This window comes from Nocardia sp. NPDC006982, assembly GCF_042869435.1.
Lineage (GTDB): Bacteria > Actinomycetota > Actinomycetes > Mycobacteriales > Mycobacteriaceae > Nocardia.
On sequence record NZ_JBIAFV010000017.1, the window covers coordinates 20,578 to 37,635 of the forward strand.

General features: G+C 65.6%; 17 protein-coding genes, 2 tRNA genes and 1 pseudogene. 8 read left to right on the forward strand and 12 right to left on the reverse strand.

The window, feature by feature from the left end:
- Window positions 1–3 precede the first annotated feature (3 nt).
- Genes ACFYOW_RS40125 through ACFYOW_RS40135 form a run of 3 tightly spaced genes read right to left on the reverse strand, consistent with a single transcriptional unit; the run spans window position 4 to window position 2,020 of the window.
- On the reverse strand, window positions 4–660 hold the full coding sequence (locus ACFYOW_RS40125; protein WP_387295703.1) for a methyltransferase domain-containing protein: 657 nt from the start codon (window positions 658–660) through the stop codon (window positions 4–6).
- Window positions 657–1,352, reverse strand: a complete 696-nt coding sequence (locus tag ACFYOW_RS40130; RefSeq protein ID WP_387295705.1) for a DUF2064 domain-containing protein — start codon at window positions 1,350–1,352, stop codon at window positions 657–659. Before ACFYOW_RS40130 ends, ACFYOW_RS40125 begins: the two co-directional genes overlap by 4 nt.
- The gene (locus tag ACFYOW_RS40135) at window positions 1,349–2,020 is read right to left on the reverse strand and encodes a glycosyltransferase family 2 protein (protein WP_387295707.1); all 672 of its coding nucleotides are present in this window, start codon (window positions 2,018–2,020) and stop codon (window positions 1,349–1,351) included. Before ACFYOW_RS40135 ends, ACFYOW_RS40130 begins: the two co-directional genes overlap by 4 nt.
- A 112-nt stretch (window positions 2,021–2,132) precedes the next feature.
- Here ACFYOW_RS40135 and ACFYOW_RS40140 point away from each other — a divergent pair, with 112 nt between their 5' ends.
- From ACFYOW_RS40140 to ACFYOW_RS40150, 3 genes are read left to right on the forward strand one after another with little or no spacing between them, the layout of a single operon-like run.
- Complete coding sequence (locus tag ACFYOW_RS40140; protein ID WP_387295709.1) at window positions 2,133–3,467, forward strand: hypothetical protein; 1,335 nt, start codon at window positions 2,133–2,135, stop codon at window positions 3,465–3,467.
- Between the two features lie 3 nt (window positions 3,468–3,470).
- Entirely contained in the window at window positions 3,471–4,166 is a 696-nt protein-coding gene (locus ACFYOW_RS40145; RefSeq protein WP_387295711.1) for a response regulator transcription factor, read from the forward strand.
- The gene (locus ACFYOW_RS40150) at window positions 4,159–5,184 is read left to right on the forward strand and encodes a sensor histidine kinase (RefSeq protein ID WP_387295713.1); all 1,026 of its coding nucleotides are present in this window, start codon (window positions 4,159–4,161) and stop codon (window positions 5,182–5,184) included. The genes ACFYOW_RS40145 and ACFYOW_RS40150 overlap by 8 nt, the downstream gene beginning before the upstream one ends.
- Window position 5,185: 1 nt before the next feature.
- Here the strand turns inward: ACFYOW_RS40150 and ACFYOW_RS40155 are convergent, their stop codons facing one another.
- The 4 genes from ACFYOW_RS40155 to ACFYOW_RS40170 all read right to left on the reverse strand — a co-directional run bounded on the left by ACFYOW_RS40155 (window position 5,186) and on the right by ACFYOW_RS40170 (window position 8,879).
- Window positions 5,186–6,238, reverse strand: a complete 1,053-nt coding sequence (locus tag ACFYOW_RS40155; RefSeq protein WP_387295715.1) for an NAD-dependent epimerase/dehydratase family protein — start codon at window positions 6,236–6,238, stop codon at window positions 5,186–5,188.
- A gap of 520 nt (window positions 6,239–6,758) precedes the next feature.
- Window positions 6,759–7,376, reverse strand: coding sequence for a carboxymuconolactone decarboxylase family protein (locus tag ACFYOW_RS40160; protein WP_387295717.1), 618 nt, complete (start codon window positions 7,374–7,376; stop codon window positions 6,759–6,761).
- 2 nt (window positions 7,377–7,378) lie between these two features.
- Complete coding sequence (locus ACFYOW_RS40165) at window positions 7,379–7,702, reverse strand: hypothetical protein (protein ID WP_387295719.1); 324 nt, start codon at window positions 7,700–7,702, stop codon at window positions 7,379–7,381.
- A gap of 46 nt (window positions 7,703–7,748) precedes the next feature.
- The gene (locus ACFYOW_RS40170; RefSeq protein WP_387295721.1) at window positions 7,749–8,879 is read right to left on the reverse strand and encodes a nitric oxide synthase oxygenase; all 1,131 of its coding nucleotides are present in this window, start codon (window positions 8,877–8,879) and stop codon (window positions 7,749–7,751) included.
- 411 nt (window positions 8,880–9,290) lie between these two features.
- Here ACFYOW_RS40170 and ACFYOW_RS40175 point away from each other — a divergent pair.
- Together ACFYOW_RS40175 and ACFYOW_RS40180 are read left to right on the forward strand one after the other, a co-directional pair.
- Window positions 9,291–9,662: pseudogene (locus tag ACFYOW_RS40175) on the forward strand (HoxN/HupN/NixA family nickel/cobalt transporter); the annotation flags it as partial.
- A gap of 121 nt (window positions 9,663–9,783) precedes the next feature.
- The gene (locus tag ACFYOW_RS40180) at window positions 9,784–10,848 is read left to right on the forward strand and encodes an alpha/beta hydrolase (RefSeq protein WP_387295723.1); all 1,065 of its coding nucleotides are present in this window, start codon (window positions 9,784–9,786) and stop codon (window positions 10,846–10,848) included.
- Here ACFYOW_RS40180 and hisC read toward each other — a convergent pair.
- Window positions 10,845–11,927, reverse strand: coding sequence for a histidinol-phosphate transaminase (gene hisC, locus ACFYOW_RS40185; RefSeq protein ID WP_387295725.1), 1,083 nt, complete (start codon window positions 11,925–11,927; stop codon window positions 10,845–10,847). The two genes, ACFYOW_RS40180 and hisC, sit on opposite strands and share 4 nt — an antisense overlap.
- 95 nt (window positions 11,928–12,022) lie before the next feature.
- On the opposite strand from hisC, the gene ACFYOW_RS40190 reads away from it, so the two are divergent.
- From ACFYOW_RS40190 to ACFYOW_RS40200, 3 genes are all read left to right on the forward strand, one after another.
- On the forward strand, window positions 12,023–12,763 hold the full coding sequence (locus tag ACFYOW_RS40190) for a dienelactone hydrolase family protein (protein ID WP_387295727.1): 741 nt from the start codon (window positions 12,023–12,025) through the stop codon (window positions 12,761–12,763).
- Window positions 12,764–12,854: 91 nt separating this feature from the next.
- Window positions 12,855–12,944: transfer RNA gene (locus ACFYOW_RS40195), tRNA-Ser, on the forward strand.
- A 40-nt stretch (window positions 12,945–12,984) separates the two neighbouring features.
- Window positions 12,985–13,060 (forward strand) — tRNA-Arg (locus ACFYOW_RS40200).
- A 382-nt stretch (window positions 13,061–13,442) separates the two neighbouring features.
- Here ACFYOW_RS40200 and ACFYOW_RS40205 read toward each other — a convergent pair.
- The 4 genes from ACFYOW_RS40205 to ACFYOW_RS40220 all read right to left on the reverse strand — a co-directional run bounded on the left by ACFYOW_RS40205 (window position 13,443) and on the right by ACFYOW_RS40220 (window position 17,044).
- Window positions 13,443–14,450 (reverse strand): hypothetical protein, encoded by a 1,008-nt coding sequence (locus ACFYOW_RS40205; protein ID WP_387295729.1) that lies wholly within the window; start codon window positions 14,448–14,450, stop codon window positions 13,443–13,445.
- A 27-nt stretch (window positions 14,451–14,477) separates the two neighbouring features.
- Window positions 14,478–14,642: a helix-turn-helix transcriptional regulator gene (locus ACFYOW_RS40210; RefSeq protein ID WP_387295930.1), complete on the reverse strand. Its 165-nt coding sequence runs from the start codon at window positions 14,640–14,642 to the stop codon at window positions 14,478–14,480.
- 1,107 nt (window positions 14,643–15,749) lie between these two features.
- Entirely contained in the window at window positions 15,750–16,442 is a 693-nt protein-coding gene (locus ACFYOW_RS40215) for a hypothetical protein (protein WP_387295731.1), read from the reverse strand.
- The gene (locus ACFYOW_RS40220; protein ID WP_387295733.1) at window positions 16,367–17,044 is read right to left on the reverse strand and encodes a hypothetical protein; all 678 of its coding nucleotides are present in this window, start codon (window positions 17,042–17,044) and stop codon (window positions 16,367–16,369) included. Before ACFYOW_RS40220 ends, ACFYOW_RS40215 begins: the two co-directional genes overlap by 76 nt.
- Window positions 17,045–17,058 lie beyond the last annotated feature (14 nt).

Consider the following 17,058-nt stretch of genomic DNA (forward strand, 5'->3'; position numbering starts at 1 on the left):
TCATCACAACGCCCACCGACTACTCGAAGCGGGCCTGCCCGATCGCAACCAGGCGATGTGCCGACCGGACACCTCCCTCGCCGTCACCATGCGGAACCCGGCCGCCGCGGCCAGCTCTTCCGCGCGATCGATCCCCACCCGCGCCCACGGAAACCATTCCCCCACTCGGTCTCTCGTCTCCAGCCGAATCGGATTCGACACCACACCCGCACCGGGACGAGCGAATTCGACCACCGCGATGCCATTGCGAGCCAGGAGTTCACCCGCGCGGGTCAGCAAGCGGACCGGATCGCCACCGATCCCGATATTGCCGTCCGCCAGGATCGCGTAGGACCAACGACCGGAGCCGGGCAGCGGTCCGAACAGGTCGCGCCGCAATGCGGGCGCTCCACGAAATCTGGTGGTAGCCACCGCCATCGGTGAGATATCGACACCCAACGCGATGACTCCGCGCTGCAGCAGTGCCGTGACCAGCCGTCCCGGACCGCATCCCAGATCGAGCGTCGGTCCATCGCAACAGCAGGTCAGCGCGGCATCGGCCGGACGGTCGGCGGCATCGAAGCCCAGCCAGCGCCGGGTGCGCAGGGGATGGCGTCGTCCGTCCGTATCGCGCACCCAGCAGTCCTCCCCCGACAGCGCGAGATCGAAGATATCGCTCATCGGGGTGCCAGCAGGGTGTGGTGCAGCTGGTGGATCAAGCGCGCGAACCGCCCGTCGGATTCGCGCGCCACCTCGAGCGCGTCGGCGAAGGTATCGACATCGTTGTAGCGCGGCAACGAGCGCACGCGAAGACCACAGCGCTGCATGGCTTCCAGGGTGAGCTCGCCGGTTCGATCGGTCGACATAGGAACCTCGACGAGTGTGCGCGCCGCCTGGGGTGTCGGCAGCCCGAGCGCCCACCAGCCGCCGTCGTCGGCGAGACCGAGCAGTGCGTCACCGCGCAATACCAGCTCGCGGGCGGCCCAACTCAGTACCTCCGGGCCGATCTGCGGTGTGTCCATGCCGATCTGCAAAACCGGCAGCCCGTACCGCGCAGCATCGGCGTGCGCGTTGGCCAGGCGTTCGCCGAAAGACGCACCACGCTGCGGGATGACGTCGAAATCAGTCAGCGCCCTTGCCACTTCATCGGCACACTCCGCATCCGCGAGTTCTCCGGTGAACGCGACGACATGGTGCGCGACCGGACTCCGCGACATCGACTCCAAGGTGTCCAGCAGCGATGCCGCAGCGACTCGAGCCGCATCAGTGGGCGAAAGCGGCGGTGTCAGACGTGTTTTAGCCAGACCGGCAATCGGGGCCTTGGCCAGCACGAGCAGTGTCGCGGCCACGGGCGAGGGTCGAAAGCAATTCATCGCAGCACCGCCAGGAAGTCGCGAGTGGCGCGCACGGTGCCGAGCCACGATCCGGATACCTTCGAAACCCCACCCGCCCGTGGCCGATACGCGATATCGCGCTCGACCACACGCCACCCCGCCCCTGCGGCGCCGATCAGCAGTTGCAGCGGATAGCCGGAGCGGGTGTGCAGCGGTCCGAGGGAAAGCAAAGCGGCCCGGCGGGCCACCCGCATGGCACCGATATCGTGCACGGGTAGCCCGTATCGGCGACGCAACCGCCTTGCGATGACTCGATTGCCGAGCCGCGCATGCCACGGCCACACACCGCGACGCACCGGCTTACGCCGTCCGACCGCCAAATCGGCACCCGCGCGCACCAGTTCGACCAGCGGCGGCAACTCCCTCGGATCCATCGATCCGTCACCGTCGAGAAAGGCGACCAAATCTGTTCTGGCCGAGGCGATCCCGGCCTGCACGGCAGCCCCGTAGCCGGGGCTCGCCTCGGATACGACAGCGGCGCCGCACCGGCGGGCCACCTCGGCCGTCGCATCGGTCGAGCCATTGTCCACGACCAGCGCGTGGAACCCGGCCGGGATGGCCGCGAGCACACCTGGCAACGCCTCAGCTTCGTCTCGGCACGGGATGACAACGGTCACACCGCCCGGGTTGTGGAGGGTCTCGGTCACCTTCTCGACGCTAGGCCAGCCCGGCCGAATCGATGCCGCAAAACTGGTGACGAAACAGTGACGTCCACATTCAGAACCGCTCGAGCACCGGTTTTTCAGGCTTTGCGGCCCTATGGTGAGGTTCGTGCATGACGTGACGGAGGCCGCGACACGGCCACGCGGCCGGATAGGTGGCGAGTATCTGGGAGCCGGCATTGCCGCCGCACTCACCCTGGCAGCATTCCTGGTTCCGCGAATTGCCAGCGAACACTGGCGGAGCAAGCTCTACGCGGGCTCGGCCCCCATCTTCGGCAACTGGTTGCCGCATGTCGGCTGGGGTTCGGTACCGGCCATCGCGATCGCGATACTGGTCATCGTTTTCGGTTCCGCGATGGCCGAGTCGCTGCCCTGGCAACGCCTGCTCGCGGTGTCTTGGCTGACCGCTCTGGCCTGGGCCTTCGCCTTGGCCATGATCGACGGCTGGCAACGCGGATTCGCCGGACGACTCGCCGACGGCCACGAATATCTGTACGAGGTCCCCGGCGTCCGCGATATCCCGGCCACCTTGCGCGGATTCTCCGGCCGCATCCTGGATTTCCAACCGGACTCCTGGACGACCCACGTCTCCGGGCATCCACCCGGCGCACTGCTGTTCTTCGTCCTGCTCGATCGCATCGGCCTGCGCGGCAGCGGTTGGGCTGGACTGGCGTGTCTGCTGATCGGATCCAGCGCCATCGTCGCGGTCGCGGTCACGCTGCGCACGCTCGGTGCCGAGGATCGAGCCCGAAAGGCATTGCCGTTCTTGACGATAGCGCCCGCCGCGATATGGATCGCGGTTTCGGCGGACGCAATGTTCACGGGTGTCACGGCATGGGCGGTGGCGCTGCTGGCGATCGCGATCCGGCGGCCATGGGTCGCGGTCGCTTCCGGTGTGCTTTTCGGGATCGGCAGCTACCTCAGCTACGGCCTCGTGATCATGGCGCTACCCGCGGTCGCGGTACTGGTCGCGAGCCGAACCGTCCGGCCGCTGTTACCTGCTGTATTCGGCGCACTGATCGTCGTGGCTGCCTTCACACTCTCCGGTTTCTGGTGGCTGGATGGCTACCACCTGGTGGTCGAGCGGTACTACCAGGGCATCGCCTCCGAGCGTCCGTACGCGTACTGGGTCTGGGCGAATCTCGCCGCCACCATCTGCGCGGTCGGCCTGGCCACCGCCGCCGGTCTACCACGCGCGCTGCGCAGACCATTCGATGCGACCGCGCTCTTGGTAGCGGCGGGATTGTGCGCGATATTGGTGGCAGACATCAGTGCCCTGAGCAAGGCGGAGACCGAGCGCATCTGGCTGCCGTTCGACGTCTGGCTGCTCGCCGCGACCGCGTTTCTGCCGCGGTCCACCGCCCGAGTCTGGCTATTCCTGCAAGCGCTCGGCACGCTCGTACTCGCCCACACGATCCTGACGAATTGGTAATCCATGAGCATTCTGATCGCCGACGACGACCCGCTGGTCCGTGATGTGGTGCGGCGCTATCTCGAACGCGACGGACTGACCGTCGTGGAAACCTCCGACGGCGCCTCGACCATGGCACAACTCACCGAACCCACCGGCGACCCCGTCGAACTGGCCGTCCTCGACGTGATGATGCCCGCCCCCGACGGCATCGAGATCTGCCGCGCGGTGCGTTCCGGCCCACGTCCGGACACCCCGATCATCCTGCTCACCGCACTCGGCGACGAGGACGATCGCGTGCTCGGCCTGGAGGCGGGTGCCGACGACTACGTCACCAAACCGTTCAGCGCCCGCGAGCTCGCATTGCGGGTCGCCTCGGTGCTGCGGCGTTCGCAGGCGACGCGGCAGCCGAGCACGGAGGTACTGCGCGACGGCGCGGTCGAGGTTCGGCCGGATTCGCAGTCGGCGCTGGTGGACGGCAGGCCGGTCGACTTGACCGCGCGCGAATACGATCTGCTCGTCTTCCTGCTGCGCCACCCGCACCAGGTGTTCAGCCGGGAGGAACTGCTGGCCAAGGTGTGGGGCTGGGATTTCGGCGACCTGTCCACCGTCACCGTGCATATCAAGCGGCTGCGGGCGAAACTCGGTGACCGGCACCGGATCGAGACGGTGTGGGGCCGCGGTTACATCTGGGGCCGGAACGGAGAATCCAGTGCCTGAGAACACCCTGCAATTGATCGGCTACGTGCTGGCCTGTTCGCTTCCGATCGTCGCCATCGGCGCAGCGATCCTGCGCGCGACCAGCAATCGCTCCATGACCGCGAGCATGGCGGTGCTTGTCCTGATCCCGACGCTGTCCACGCTCGCGGGCATTATCGGGGTCAGCGGGTTGATGTTCACCGATGAACTCGAGCGCACGGCGGTCGTGCTCGCGGTCGTCGCGGCGGTCACGGTGCCCGCGGCTCTGCTGCTCGGGCGAGAGCAGGCCCGAAAGACCGTCTGGGAGAAGCAAATCCGCGAGCAGGAGCGGATGGCGGAGCGCTCGCGCCGCGAACTCGTCGCCTGGGTGAGCCACGACCTGCGGACCCCGCTGGCCGGCATCCGCGCGATGGCCGAAGGACTTTCCGACGGCGTCGTCACCGGCACCGACGATGTGGCGCGTTACGCGGAACAGATTGTGCGCGAGACCGATCGGCTGTCGGTGATGGTCGACGATCTGTTCGAAATGTCGAAGATCAACGCGGGCGCATTGCGTTTGGAACTGGAGCCGGTCGATCTGCGCGAGCTGATCGATGAGGTGCTGGCCGCCAACCGGCCGAATGCCGAACGCGCCGAAGTCCTGCTGCGTGCGGAACAGCCCGACTCCGAAATCGTTGTCGCGGCGAGCGATCGAGCCCTCGGCCGCGTCCTCACCAACCTGGTCTCCAACGCGATCGCGCACACCCCACCCGGCGGCCAGGTCGCGATATCCGCGGGCACCTCCAACGGCCAGGCCTGGGCGCGCGTCGACGACACCGGTCCGGGCATCTCCGAGGCAGATCTGCCACGAATATTCGAGGTCGCCTATCGCGGCACCGCCGCGCGCTCCCCGGTCGCGTCCGACGGCGTGTCCTCCGGAAGCGGTATGGGTCTCGCGATCGCCGCGGGTCTGGTCGAAGCCCACCACGGCGATATCAGCGCCGAGAATCGAGAGCAGGGCTGCCGCTTCGAAGTTCGGCTACCGCTCAACGAAAACTGAACTACGCGACCGGCGCACCCGCGCCGGCAACCGCCCGCAACGGCGCGAAGGCGAATTCGGCAAGGCCGTCGTGCGGAGCCACCTGCGCGGTGAATCCCAGAACGCGTTGCGCCTGTTCGGGGCTCGCGACGATATGCCGCACGTCGCCGGGGCGATAGCGTCCGGTGATCACCGGTTCGGGACCACCGCGCGCCGCGGCCAACATGGTGGCTACCGCGCCGATGGTGATCGGACGTCCCGAGGCGATATTGAGCGGCACGAAACCGGTATGCGCATATTCGACCGCCGCGAGATTCGCCGCAGCGATATCACTGACATGCACGAAATCCCGCGCCTGCGCGCCGTCTTCGAAAACCTGCGGCGGCTCGCCTGCCTCCAGCGCGGATCGGAAGATCGCGGCGACTCCGGAATATGGTGTGTCCCTTGGCATGTTCGGGCCGTAGACATTGTGATAGCGCAATGCGGTGACCCCGGATTCGGTTACCGCCGCCCATGCGGACGCGTAATGCTCCTGCGCCACTTTCGCCGCCGCATAAAGACTCCGCGGCCGCAACGGCGCATTCTCCGGCACCGCCTCCCAACGCAAGACCTCATCCGAATCCGGATCCCGATGCTCGAACATCCCGCTCTCGAGATCCCCGCGCCTGCGCACCCCGACCTCAACGGTCCGAGCCCCGCGATACCGCCCCTCCCCATAAACCACCATCGATGAAGCCAACACCAACCGGCGACACCCGGCCCGGTGCATCGCCGCCAACAAAACCGCGGTCCCCAAGTCGTTATGACTCGCATAAGCGGGCGCATCCTGCGCACTCACCCCCGCGCCCACCACCGCGGCCTGATGACAAACCACATCGATCCCCCGCAACACCGAATCCAGCGCATCCGCATTACGCACGTCGACCAACCGGATGTCCTCCGGAACAACGGCACCAACTCCGTGTGCCGCGGACAGCATCACATCAATCGCCACCACCTCATGCCCCGCACCCACCAACTCCCGATGCACACGCGTTCCAATAAAGCCCGCGGCCCCGGTCAGCAATACCCGCATATCACCACCACCCCGAGATCTTGTGCCCAGCCCGCCCGCAACCCACTCCATCGTTTACCGAGGTCATGCCCTGATTGTGATGCCAAGCGGCCAAAATTCGCCGCAACCAGGCCAGGCCGTCAGACTTTCGTCACGATCCCGCGCGGCTGCCGAACTGACCGTCGATGCGCTGACCGCCGGATCGTGCCGCAGCTACCGGATTCCGCGATCGCCGCAGCGGCGGCGGCCCAACGTGGCGGAATTCATGTTGGCCGAGTCTTTTCATTCGGCGCGTCGAAACTCGCGGCAGCCACCCACCTCGAGCACGAGTAACGCTCAGCTAGAGCCGCGGCCAGCTAGCTCCTGAGGTAGTCGAGATCCGTCGAGCGCAGTTGTATGGCGGTGCCGCGGGGCGTGTCGTGCAGCGTTTCGAATGCGCTCGGCGAGCGAGCCGGACCTGATAGCGCGGCAACCTATCTGGACGGGGCGTTAGCAGGCCGACTCCGCCGCTTGCCGATAACACCCGCGCGAGCAGCAGACGTCAAGCGCCCCGGGAAAGGTAGCGGACGGGAGGTGGGGTTCGGTAGCCGAAGGCCTTGATGAAGCGGGCGCCGATTTGGGCTTCGCCGGCTTCGAGCGCCTCGGCACCCACGGTGTTCATTACTCGGTTGATGACGTTGAAAAGGGTTGCCACCCAGACGGCTTCGTCGAAAGCCTCGGCCGTGACGCCGGCCGCACGGACTTTGTCGGCGTCGCCGGGGGTGAGGCCATCGGGATCGCGGACCATTTTGCCGACGAATTCGAGCATGGCGCGAGCTTCGGCGCGCAGGGGCGAGTTTTCGCCGTCGGTCAGGGCCTCATCGACCAGATCCGCGGCGATATACGCGCCCGCGATGCCCCGGTGGGCGGAGTCGCAGAAGGGGCATTCATTGGACTGGGAGGTCCTGGTTGCGAAGATTTCGCGTTCGGCAACGGTCCAGAAGGACGGTCCGCGCATGGCGTCCTGGATGAGGTCGGAAAGCGGGGTGCCGAAATAGCGGTGCCGATAGCAGATGACCTTCATGACCGCGGGAACCTCGGTGCGCCCAAACCGCTGCATGGTCGCGAACATGATTCGGGCCGGGAGTTCTTGCCCGGATTCGACTGCGTCGAGCCACATTTTCAGCGCCCCTCCCAGGAGCGGCGGGCGGCGCGGAGCCGTCGGTCGGCGGCGCCGTAGGCCGCGACAACGGCCGCCTCGAAGATCTCGTCGTCGCTGCGTCCCGCCTCGGCCAGTGTCGTGATGTTCTTCTCGGTGAGCCGATACGAACGTTCGGCGACCAGCTCGACGAAATCGGCGAGATCATCGGGGACCCCGGCCGCACCTTCTTCACCCGAGGACCGCGCCCGAATCGACCGCCGCACCTCGACCGGCAGCCGTCCCGGCGCACCTTCGAGATGCGCGCCGAATTCTTCCCATTTCGAGCCCATGGAACGCCGTGCCATGGCCCCATTCTTGCCCATCGACCGCACTGCCGCTGCCGAACGAAGATCAGATTTCACCTTCCCCGCCGAAGTCCCGCCGCACGAAATTCGGGCGCAGATCCGGCTCGGGTTCGTCGTAGTAGCGGTGGAAGGTCGGGGTCACGCCCGACGAAATCGGCGGATTGACCCAGCTCCAGTCGGTCGGGCATTTGCGGCCCGCGGCCTGCTCCCGATTGACGTGGTCGCAGAACTGCTTGGCGACCGTGTGATGGTCGACGATATACACCCCGGCCTTCCGAAAGCTGTACAGCACAGCACGATTCAATTCGACCAGGGCCTGATCGCGCCACAGTGAACGCTCGTATCTGGTATCCAGGCACATCATTTCGGCGATGAGCGGCAACATGTTGTACCGGGTGGTGTCACTGAGATTGCGTGCCCCGATTTCGGCTCCCATATACCAACCGTTGAACGGTGCGAACGGGTAGGTGATGCCGCCGATCTCCAGGTTCATATTCGAAACCGCGGGCAGCGCATGCCATTTCAGGCCGAGTCCGGCGAACCAGTCGAATTCGGGATGTTCGAGTTCGACCTCGCGGGCCAGTTCGGGCGGGATGTCGAACCAGCGAACCGGCTCGTCCGGAGTGCTGATGAGCACCGGCAGGATGTCGAAGGGCGTGCCCGCGCCGCGCCAGCCGAGCTTCATGGCGAATTCGGTGATCGCGATATTGGCCGGATCACCGGTGACGGTGCCGTCGCCGGTGCGATAACCAGCGTAGCGGATGAGTTGTGGGCTGACGATGCGGAATTCGCGACCGTCCGCCTGGCGCGGTGGTCCGACGGTGATCATCGATTGGATGGCGCCGCCGTTGGTCGCCATATGCAGGTGCTGCCAGCAGACCTCGGCCAGGTCGCGGGCCGAGCGCACCCGCCGCGCGTCGAGCAATTTGAGTGATCGCCAATGTTTTCGACCCACGCAGCGAGCGTGGTTGCGCCACGCGAGCTTGGCGCCGATCAGGATCTCGTCGGCGGTCTGCACGTAGCTGCCGGTTTGCTGGAGTTGCTCCAATGCGGTGCGGCGGCGGTTCGCGGATAGATGCGCGAGTTCGGGCAATCGGAAGAACTCATCGCACTCCCGCATTCGCCTTTTCAGATCGAGGCCGAAAGGTTTTGTGTCAGCGGAGCTTTCGGGCGACATAACGGGTAACGCTTGATTCACGGTTTTCTCCGGTCGGGCATCAGGTACTGCGGCTAAACAGACAGGCATTGATCGAGCAGAGAATTTCGCGCGCGGAGCGCAGCTGACACCGGGCTACACCGGAGGTCCGCGCGGTAGCCTCCGCGTTGCGGGGAACCGAGATACGGCAGACGGTTTCGGAAGCAGAGCCGTGCGGGCTGTCGGATTGCCGATCGCGCGCACAGCATCATGACCTGGCTGCTGCCGTTTGCTGTCCACGATCATGCTCGTCCCAATCGACGCCTGAAAACGCCCGCACAGCAGCCTAAGACCGGTGTGCTGGCCGTGTGCCCGAATTCGACGTAATGCCTGTTCGGAATCTGCCGGACACCGGCAACCGTCTGCCGATCCGCCTGAACCCGACCGACCTGTATGTTGCGCTCGCAGTACCGTTATACGAACGGTTCGTCCAGCAGTGAGGATTGGCTCGTGCGCAGCGTTGTCGGTATGGCGGTGACCGTTCTGGCGCTGCATGTCATCGGTTGGGGGACTCTGCTGTTATTCGTGGTGCCGGGACATCACGTGGTGCAGGGCGCGGTTTTCGGAGTCGGCCTCGGCGTCACCGCATACACCCTCGGCATGCGGCACGCCTTCGACGCCGACCACATTGCCGCGATCGATAACACCACCCGAAAGTTGGTGGCGGAGAACGGCAAGCACAGGGTGCAGACGGTCGGTTTCTGGTTCGCGCTGTTCGTGGCTACCTGGGTGGTCGCGGCGGTGATATGGCGCTTCGCCGGAGTGGAACGCCGCTGGCAGGGTGACTTTGCCACGAAGTAGCCGGGCCCGGTTCCTCATGTCACATACCAACCGGCATGTTTATCGCTGGCGCGCCTACTTTCGCATTTCTGGCAGGATGGGCGCCATGCTGTCTCGGCGCGAGGTGCGGCGTTGGGTCTCCAGCGCCATAGTTGGCGGCGCACTGATTGCCGGTGCGGCGGTGTTCGGTCCACCCCCGGTGCTAGCAGCGCCCGGCGACCAGCCCCGCCCGAATACCGGCTCAGCGGATGGTCCTTCCCCGGCGGAGCCGACCGTCCCCGGTGTCAAGCAGGCTTCGATCGATCGGATCGTGCCCATCAACGACCGGTGGCTGCGGGTGTGGGTGAATTCACCGGCGATGAGTCGCGCCGTCGAGGTGCAGGTGCTGCTGCCGCGCGAGCAGAACCATCCGCGGCCGACCGTCTACATGCTCGACGGACGCAGTGCCGAGGCGGAGAGCAACAACTGGACCGAACTCGGGCACGCGGACAAATTCTTCGAAGACAAAGACGTGAACGTGGTGCTGACCGTCGGCGGACCGGCCAGCTTCTACACCGACTGGCAGCGCCCGGACCCGGTGCTCGGCACCAATATGTGGGAAACCTTCCTGACGAAGGAACTGCCGCCGCTGATCGATGCCAAGTTCAACGGCAACGGCCGCAATGCCGTGATGGGCGTCTCCATGGGCGCCGAGGCCGCGATGATGCTTGCCTTCCGCCAGCCGAAGCTGTACACGGCGGTGGCCGCGCACAGCGGATGCTTCTCCATGGGCACCGACCTCGGACAGGCGCAGGCCCGCGCAGTGGTCGCGACCTACCGTGGCGGACCGGACAATATGTTCGGCGATCAGCACGATTCCGCCTGGCTCGACCATGACGTGCTGTTGCACGCGGAAGCGTTGCGCGGCAAGGCGATCTACCTGTCGGTCGGCAGCGGACTGCCCGGCAAATACGACACCCCGAACAACCCGGATCTGGTCAGCACCATCGGATTCGGCGGTCCGCTGGAGGCCGCGACCAATATGTGCACCCGCAGGCTGGCCGATCGGCTGACCGCACTCGGGATTCCGGTGACCGCGAACTTCCGGGCGACCGGGACGCATTCGTGGCCGTACTGGGCCGACGAGTTGGGTCTGTCCTGGCCGACGATCTCCCGGGCGTTGGGCGTTTAGCCGATTCCGAAGCGCGCCAACACATCCGGATCGGTCGCGAACCGCAGGAACTGCTCGTTCTCGTGCTGATCACCGGTGGTCACCCGCACGCCGTCGATGCCGTACGGCCGCAGCAGCACCCCCGCCTCCGCGCTCACCTCACCGTATTCGGCGCTGCGCTCGCCCAGCGGCAGCCACAGGAAGTTCGACTCGCTCGGCGGCACCTGGTAGCCCGCGGCGAGCAGTGCGTCGCGCACCCGATCGCGTTCGACGACGAGAGTGTCGGTGCGGTCGAGTAGCTCGTGCCGCGCCTGCAGCGAGGCGATCGCGGCTGCCTGCGCGACCCGGTTCACGCTGAACGGGATGTGCACCTTCATCAGCGCGGTGATCACCGCCGGATCGCCGACCGCATAACCCGCGCGCAGCCCCGCCAGACCGTACGCCTTGGAGAAGGTCCGCAGCACAACGACATTGGGCCGATTGCGGCCCAGCTCGACACCGTTCGGACGCTGCTCGGGGGTGAGCCGCATGTATTCGAAATAGGCCTCGTCGAGCACGATCAGCACATGCTCCGGGATCGCGTCCAGGAAGCGGACCAACTCGGCCTCGCCGACCGCGGTGCCGGTCGGGTTGTTCGGATTGCAGACGAAGATCAGCTTGGTGCGCTCGGTGACCGCGGCGGCCATCGCATCCAGATCGTGCACATGCTCTCGCGTGAGCGGCACCTGCACAGCGGTCGCATTGCCGACCTGGGTGACGATCGGATACGCCTCGAAGGAGCGCCAGGCGAACAGCACCTCGTCGGTAGGTGCGTCACAGGTGATCTGCACCAGTTCCTGACACAGCGCGACGCTGCCGCAGCCGACCGCGACGTTCGCCGAGGAGACGCCGAGGAAGTCCGCAATGGCCGCGCGCAGCTCGGTGACCTGATTATCCGGGTAGCGGTTCGCCAATTCCGCGGCCTCGGCAATGGCCTTCGCGGCGGAGGGGAGCGGACCGAAGGTGGTCTCGTTGCTGGCGAGCTTGACCGCGCCAGGATGGTTGCGGCCGGGGACGTACGCCGGGATCGAATCGAGGTCCGGCCGGATGTGCGCTGTCACCGTTCAACCATATGCCGGGTGCAGGAAATCTGGGTGCCAGGGCCGCTCACGTGCAATTTCTCGCGAAGATCAGCAGATCCACCTACCCTTGTTTCATGTCGGGCATTTACGACGATATTGCGCCGCTACGTAGTCGCGACGACATCATTTCCGGTTCGGACCCACAATCATCGACCGACGATCGGCTTCGGACCGCCAGCGCCCAGGTGCCCATCACGGTGGCCGAGCCGGAGGGCAATGCACGCGGCGGCATCGTGGTGCTGCACGAGGCCCGGGAGTTCACCGGGACATTGCTGGAACTCATGAAAGCCCTGGCGACCGAGGGCTGGACGGTGGTCGCGCCCAATCTGTTCCATCGCATCGACGGCGAGCCGGCGCAGGAGGTTTTCGGCGACGAGCTCTTCGACGATTTCGACGCCTGCTTCGACTGGCTCACCCGCCGCGGCGTCTTCCCGGACTGCATCGGCGTGCTCGGCTTCGACCACGCGGGCACCGCGGCCTTCCTGGTGGCGACCAATCGCCCCGTCGGCGCCGCGGTCAGTGTCGCCGCATCCGGCATCGTCGAACCGCTCACCGACGAGGCCGATGCCCTCATCCGAGCGGCCCCCGATCTGCAGGCGCCATGGCTCGGACTCTTCGGCGCCGACGACCCGGACACCCCGCCCGCCCAGGTGGACCAACTCCGGGACGCCACCGCCCGCGCCGCGGTCGCCAGCCTCGTGGTGACCTACCCCGGCCTGCACCACCGCGCCGACCGGCCAGGCGGCGACGAAGACTTCGATCTCATCGATTCCCAGACCCGGATTTTCGACTGGTTCGACAGCAATCTTCGGTGATTACCTGGCGTTTTGCGATCTGGACGTCGGCTACTGTAACCTTCCTGTTCGGCGGTTCGAAAGGACCGGTGCCCTCGAAGAGAAGGCTCCAGGAGGCGTGCCAGAGCGGCCGAATGGGACTCACTGCTAATGAGTTGTCCCTTCACGGGGACCGGAGGTTCAAATCCTCTCGCCTCCGCCACACCCCGGTTCGCCGGGGCTGTACAACTGAACACAGGCATGCGCCCGTAGCTCAACGGATAGAGCATCTGACTACGGATCAGAAGGTTAGGGGTTCGAATCCCTTCGGGCGCACCATATTTACCAGGTTAGAACCTTTTTGAGGTCAGGTCAGTCCGCAGCATCGGACCACCACCAAAGAAACACCAAAAATTCGGCACCAAAAATATCCGTCACCTAGCCGTGCCTAGTCCCAGCTCCAGCACGGCCGATGAGTCCGGTGCCTGCTCCGGCGAGACGATGTAATGCCGCTCCGTGACGCCCTCACGAGAATGCCCCAACTGCTTCGCGGCCGTCTTCGAATCCGACGCCTCAGCGATCAGGGTTGCGACTGTCTTCCGGAATGTGTACTGGGTTACATCCTTGTACAGAGTGCCTCGTGCGTCCCGCCATGTCCGGTTGAAGTTGTGCGGATCACGGAGCACTCCGCCCCGGCCGGGAAAAGAGCGGAATCTTGTCCTCAACCTCCACCGCACTGCCCCCCTCTTCGCGAAGCGCCTTTACCTGACACATCCGCCCGTGCACCGGGTCGGCTCGCAACCGCTTCAACATGCGGGTCGTGAACTCGGGAAGGGCAACGACGCGGTACCCAGCATCGGACTTCGCCCCATTCCTGCAGGAAAAGCCCCTTCCTGGTGAGCCTGACGACAGTCGCCGACACGGTGAATGTCGCCGGTTCCGCCTCGAGATCGAACTGATCCCAGCAAGCCGCCAACGCTTCTCCCGGGCGCACTCCAGAGCCGAGGATCAAGTCGGCTACGTCGACCACGACCCGATCACGCTTCGGGCCGTGCGTATACGCGGCAGTTCCCGGAATCTTGTTCCCTGCCAGCCACTCCTGAAGCTGAGAACGCAAGCCGTCCAAGCGTTCCCGTTCGATGATCTGGGGCTTGGTCGTGCGTCTGCGCATGCGGGAGGTGTCACGTACGGGGTTCTCCTGGAGGGCGCCGTATCGGACGGCGACCCCCATGATCCCGGTCAGGATGACCTTGTGCAGTCGTGCCTTCGACTTCAGTCCGGCAGCAACGATCGACTGGATGTGTTCATCGAGTCGGCCTGTATCCGCTTCCCACACACGAAGGTTGCCGATGGCGGGACGCAGCTTGACTGCATTCTTTTGAGCGCGGTTGTCATCGCTCGCATCTATCTCAGCCTTATATCGGTCGTACGACTGCTGGCCTACGCCTTCGTCTCGTTCCACCTCGTCAAGCCACATGTCCATCAGGACAGTGAGGCGGGTATCCCGGGTGACCTTGCCGCGGGTGCGGCCCTTGTACTGCTTCTGACGGGCCGTGAGCTTCTTCCGAAGCGCCGTCTTGGCTTTGTTCTCCGTTGTTCCGGATGCATCTACGAGGCGGCCCTTGCCGTCGTAGTCTCGGAACGTGGCCCAAGCCCTCCAACTTCCGTCTTTCTGCTCTTTGGTGCCTATGTCGCCGTAGCTGCCGAGTTCAGTGGCTGGTCTTGGCACTGCGGTTCTCCTTCCTTCGGGGTTTGCTCACGCTGCTTCGGGCTGCTCTTCGGTATGCACCATGCGGGCCTCGAGGTAGGCGTCCAGGTCTGTGAGCCGATACATGCACGAGTTGCCGGATGGCTTCGAGTAGCGGGGGCCTTGCCCCTTGGCGGCCCAGTTCGCAAGGGTGCGGGGTGAACACCCATGTATTCACCTGCCTCTTCACGAGTGAGCCACCGTTTGCCACTGCCAGAATCGGGCGAACTCACACCGCCATACCGGGTCGGATCCTGCAGGTCGGCGGTCGACGTGGGGCCTGCATACGCAGTCCGATACACCTCCCCGCCGCTACCAGCGGCATTACCGTTCCCATCGAAATAGGGTTGCGTTAGGCTCCTTCTTCCCGCCGATTGGCGGAATTGCCCTGGCCCAGTTGCCATTCAGTAACCTCCTATTGCCCCTGTGCTTGCAGATCAGCCAGCATCTCGCCCTCGTGCCCCTTCTGCGATACGAATCTCGATGTCCGCCTTGGGAACTGCGGCGTCGCGGGGCCAAGCAGCCCATGCCCCCGGCGCGGTCGCACTCCGACGCGACAACAGCGACTTCCACGAACGCTTCGAGAGGTCGAGTTCTTCTGCCGTATAGGTCATTTCGTCCCCTTCCCGTGTGTCGATGCCGTTTCCGCCGTGCCCGAATGCGGGTCCATGAACGCTCCCTACACCCGCCGTCGTCAAGCGAACCCCCGGGATTGCCCGCACGTGCGGCGTGCCTGCGGGATATTCGGCACGACTCGTATCGGGCCGTCGCGCCGCCGATTCCCGGTCGGGCACATGGGAATCCGGCCACGCCGCAAAATGGCGGCAGACGCGCATTCCCGGCGGCGCGATACCTGATCCGGTCCCGGCGTCGGGTGTGCGTGTAACCCACCACCGGGGTGCATGGAATCTGGTCCCCGCGATCGGCGACGCGCCGCGCGTCGGCATCCGGAAGGAGATGGTCGTGTGACGGCGCACCGGGACGGGGCTGCCTGTCGGGGGAGGTTTGGCCACGCGGCCGTGCCTTGCTCGAACACACTGGTGTGTACGTGGGTGCGATCGGTCAGCAGCAGCGCAACCACGAAGGTGGCCTGCTCGGGTTCGACACCGTTGCCGAAGGCGAGTAGTTGCGCGACGTGCGAGGGGGGAAGGTCGCTGACCCAGCCGGGTGGCAGTCCTTGCAGCCATTCCACGAATACGGGGGCCAGGTCGGGTACCGAGTGCAGCCGTCGCGGTGGGGTGGTCTGGGGCTGTGCTCGACGCGGATGTGGCAAATCCGAGCTCATGCCGTCCGCCCGTCGAGGAATACCTCTTGCCCGCTGTCGACATCGAGGTCGTCATCGAGGTCTGCGGTAGCGGTCCCGGCGTCGCCGGGGTCGGTGAGTGGAGGCAGCGGTGCCAGCGCGTCGATGTCGATATCGGTGTCGCCGTCATCGCCGGTGGTGGCGAGTTCGCTGGGATCGGTGGTGATCACAGCGTTTTCGGTGAGTGAGGCCAGCGAGGCGAAGACGGCGCGGTCGGTGCCCCCGACCGCGAGCAGACCGCTACCGCGCGGGGCCGACAGCAGAAAGTGTTGTTCGCCGTCGGAGAGGTGGAACGCGGCGGCGACCTCGTCGATGGCCTGGGGGGCTTGGCGCAGCAGGATCTGGGTGGCGGCGTTGGACACGATCGCGCGTCCCAACTCGGTGGAGAGCACGTCGGCGCAGTCCTGGGTGGCGACGGTGAGTCCGGCCCAGTGTTTGCGGAAACTCTTCGCGGCCCGGAACAGGAACTGCGCTCCGGCGGGTTGGCGCATGAGCAGCCACGCCTCGTCGACCGTGATCATCCGGGGCCGCCGATCGGCCGGACTCGACACTCGCCGCCAGGTCGCATCCAGCACCAGCAGGGTGCCGATCGTCTTCAGCTCCTCGGGCAGTTCTCGCAGCGAGAACACGACCAGCCCGCCGTCGGGGTCGGTGGTGGTCCGCCCGTCCAACAGCTCGGCATAGGCTCCGCCGCCGACGAAGGGATGCAGTCCGGCGGCGCAGCCGCATCTGGGGCAGGTCGCCTACGGCCGCCCATCAGGTCGGGCTCGTTCGGTTGTCGTCGGGCGGCCTGTTCGCGCAGTGCCTCCAAAGCGGTGTTCTTGGTTCGGCGTTCGTGTTCGAGTTCGGCGAACCGGTGACGCAGTCGTTCGGCCCAGGCGTCAGCGATCTCGTCACCGCTGGAGAAGCTGCGGGATTCGCGCTCGTCCAGGAGGTTGTTCTGACGGCGGGTGATCTCGGCGACCGTCTTCTCGATGGCGGCGATCCGCCCTTCGATGTCGTCGCGGTCGCTGGAGTCGTGGTCGCGTAATTGGTCGGTGGCGTAGCAGCACAGCGCGGTCGGGACCGAACACGCGCTCGTTGAAAAAGGTTTGTACGCAATCCAGTAGCGCGTCTTCGCGCACGTACACCGTCCGGGGGGGTGGTCGGCGTAGGACTCTGGGTTGCCGACGCGGTCGAGTTGTGGCTGGCGGGTGTAGTAGGTGTAGTGCTGGCGGGTTTTGCCGAATATCCGTTTGTGGCATTGCTGATGGTGCACGTAGTAGCGCAGCACGTAGGTGCGGATGG

Bases quoted from the DNA above. Each gene is read 5' to 3' on its own strand.
- ACFYOW_RS40125 (WP_387295703.1), bottom strand. From the start codon at position 660: ATGAGCGATATCTTCGATCTCGCGCTGTCGGGGGAGGACTGCTGGGTG.
- ACFYOW_RS40130 (WP_387295705.1), bottom strand. From the start codon at position 1,352: ATGAATTGCTTTCGACCCTCGCCCGTGGCCGCGACACTGCTCGTGCTG.
- ACFYOW_RS40140 (WP_387295709.1), top strand. From the start codon at position 2,133: ATGGTGAGGTTCGTGCATGACGTGACGGAGGCCGCGACACGGCCACGC.
- ACFYOW_RS40145 (WP_387295711.1), top strand. From the start codon at position 3,471: ATGAGCATTCTGATCGCCGACGACGACCCGCTGGTCCGTGATGTGGTG.
- ACFYOW_RS40155 (WP_387295715.1), bottom strand. From the start codon at position 6,238: ATGCGGGTATTGCTGACCGGGGCCGCGGGCTTTATTGGAACGCGTGTG.
- ACFYOW_RS40160 (WP_387295717.1), bottom strand. From the start codon at position 7,376: ATGTGGCTCGACGCAGTCGAATCCGGGCAAGAACTCCCGGCCCGAATC.
- ACFYOW_RS40165 (WP_387295719.1), bottom strand. From the start codon at position 7,702: ATGGCACGGCGTTCCATGGGCTCGAAATGGGAAGAATTCGGCGCGCAT.
- ACFYOW_RS40170 (WP_387295721.1), bottom strand. From the start codon at position 8,879: ATGTCGCCCGAAAGCTCCGCTGACACAAAACCTTTCGGCCTCGATCTG.
- ACFYOW_RS40180 (WP_387295723.1), top strand. From the start codon at position 9,784: ATGCTGTCTCGGCGCGAGGTGCGGCGTTGGGTCTCCAGCGCCATAGTT.
- ACFYOW_RS40190 (WP_387295727.1), top strand. From the start codon at position 12,023: ATGTCGGGCATTTACGACGATATTGCGCCGCTACGTAGTCGCGACGAC.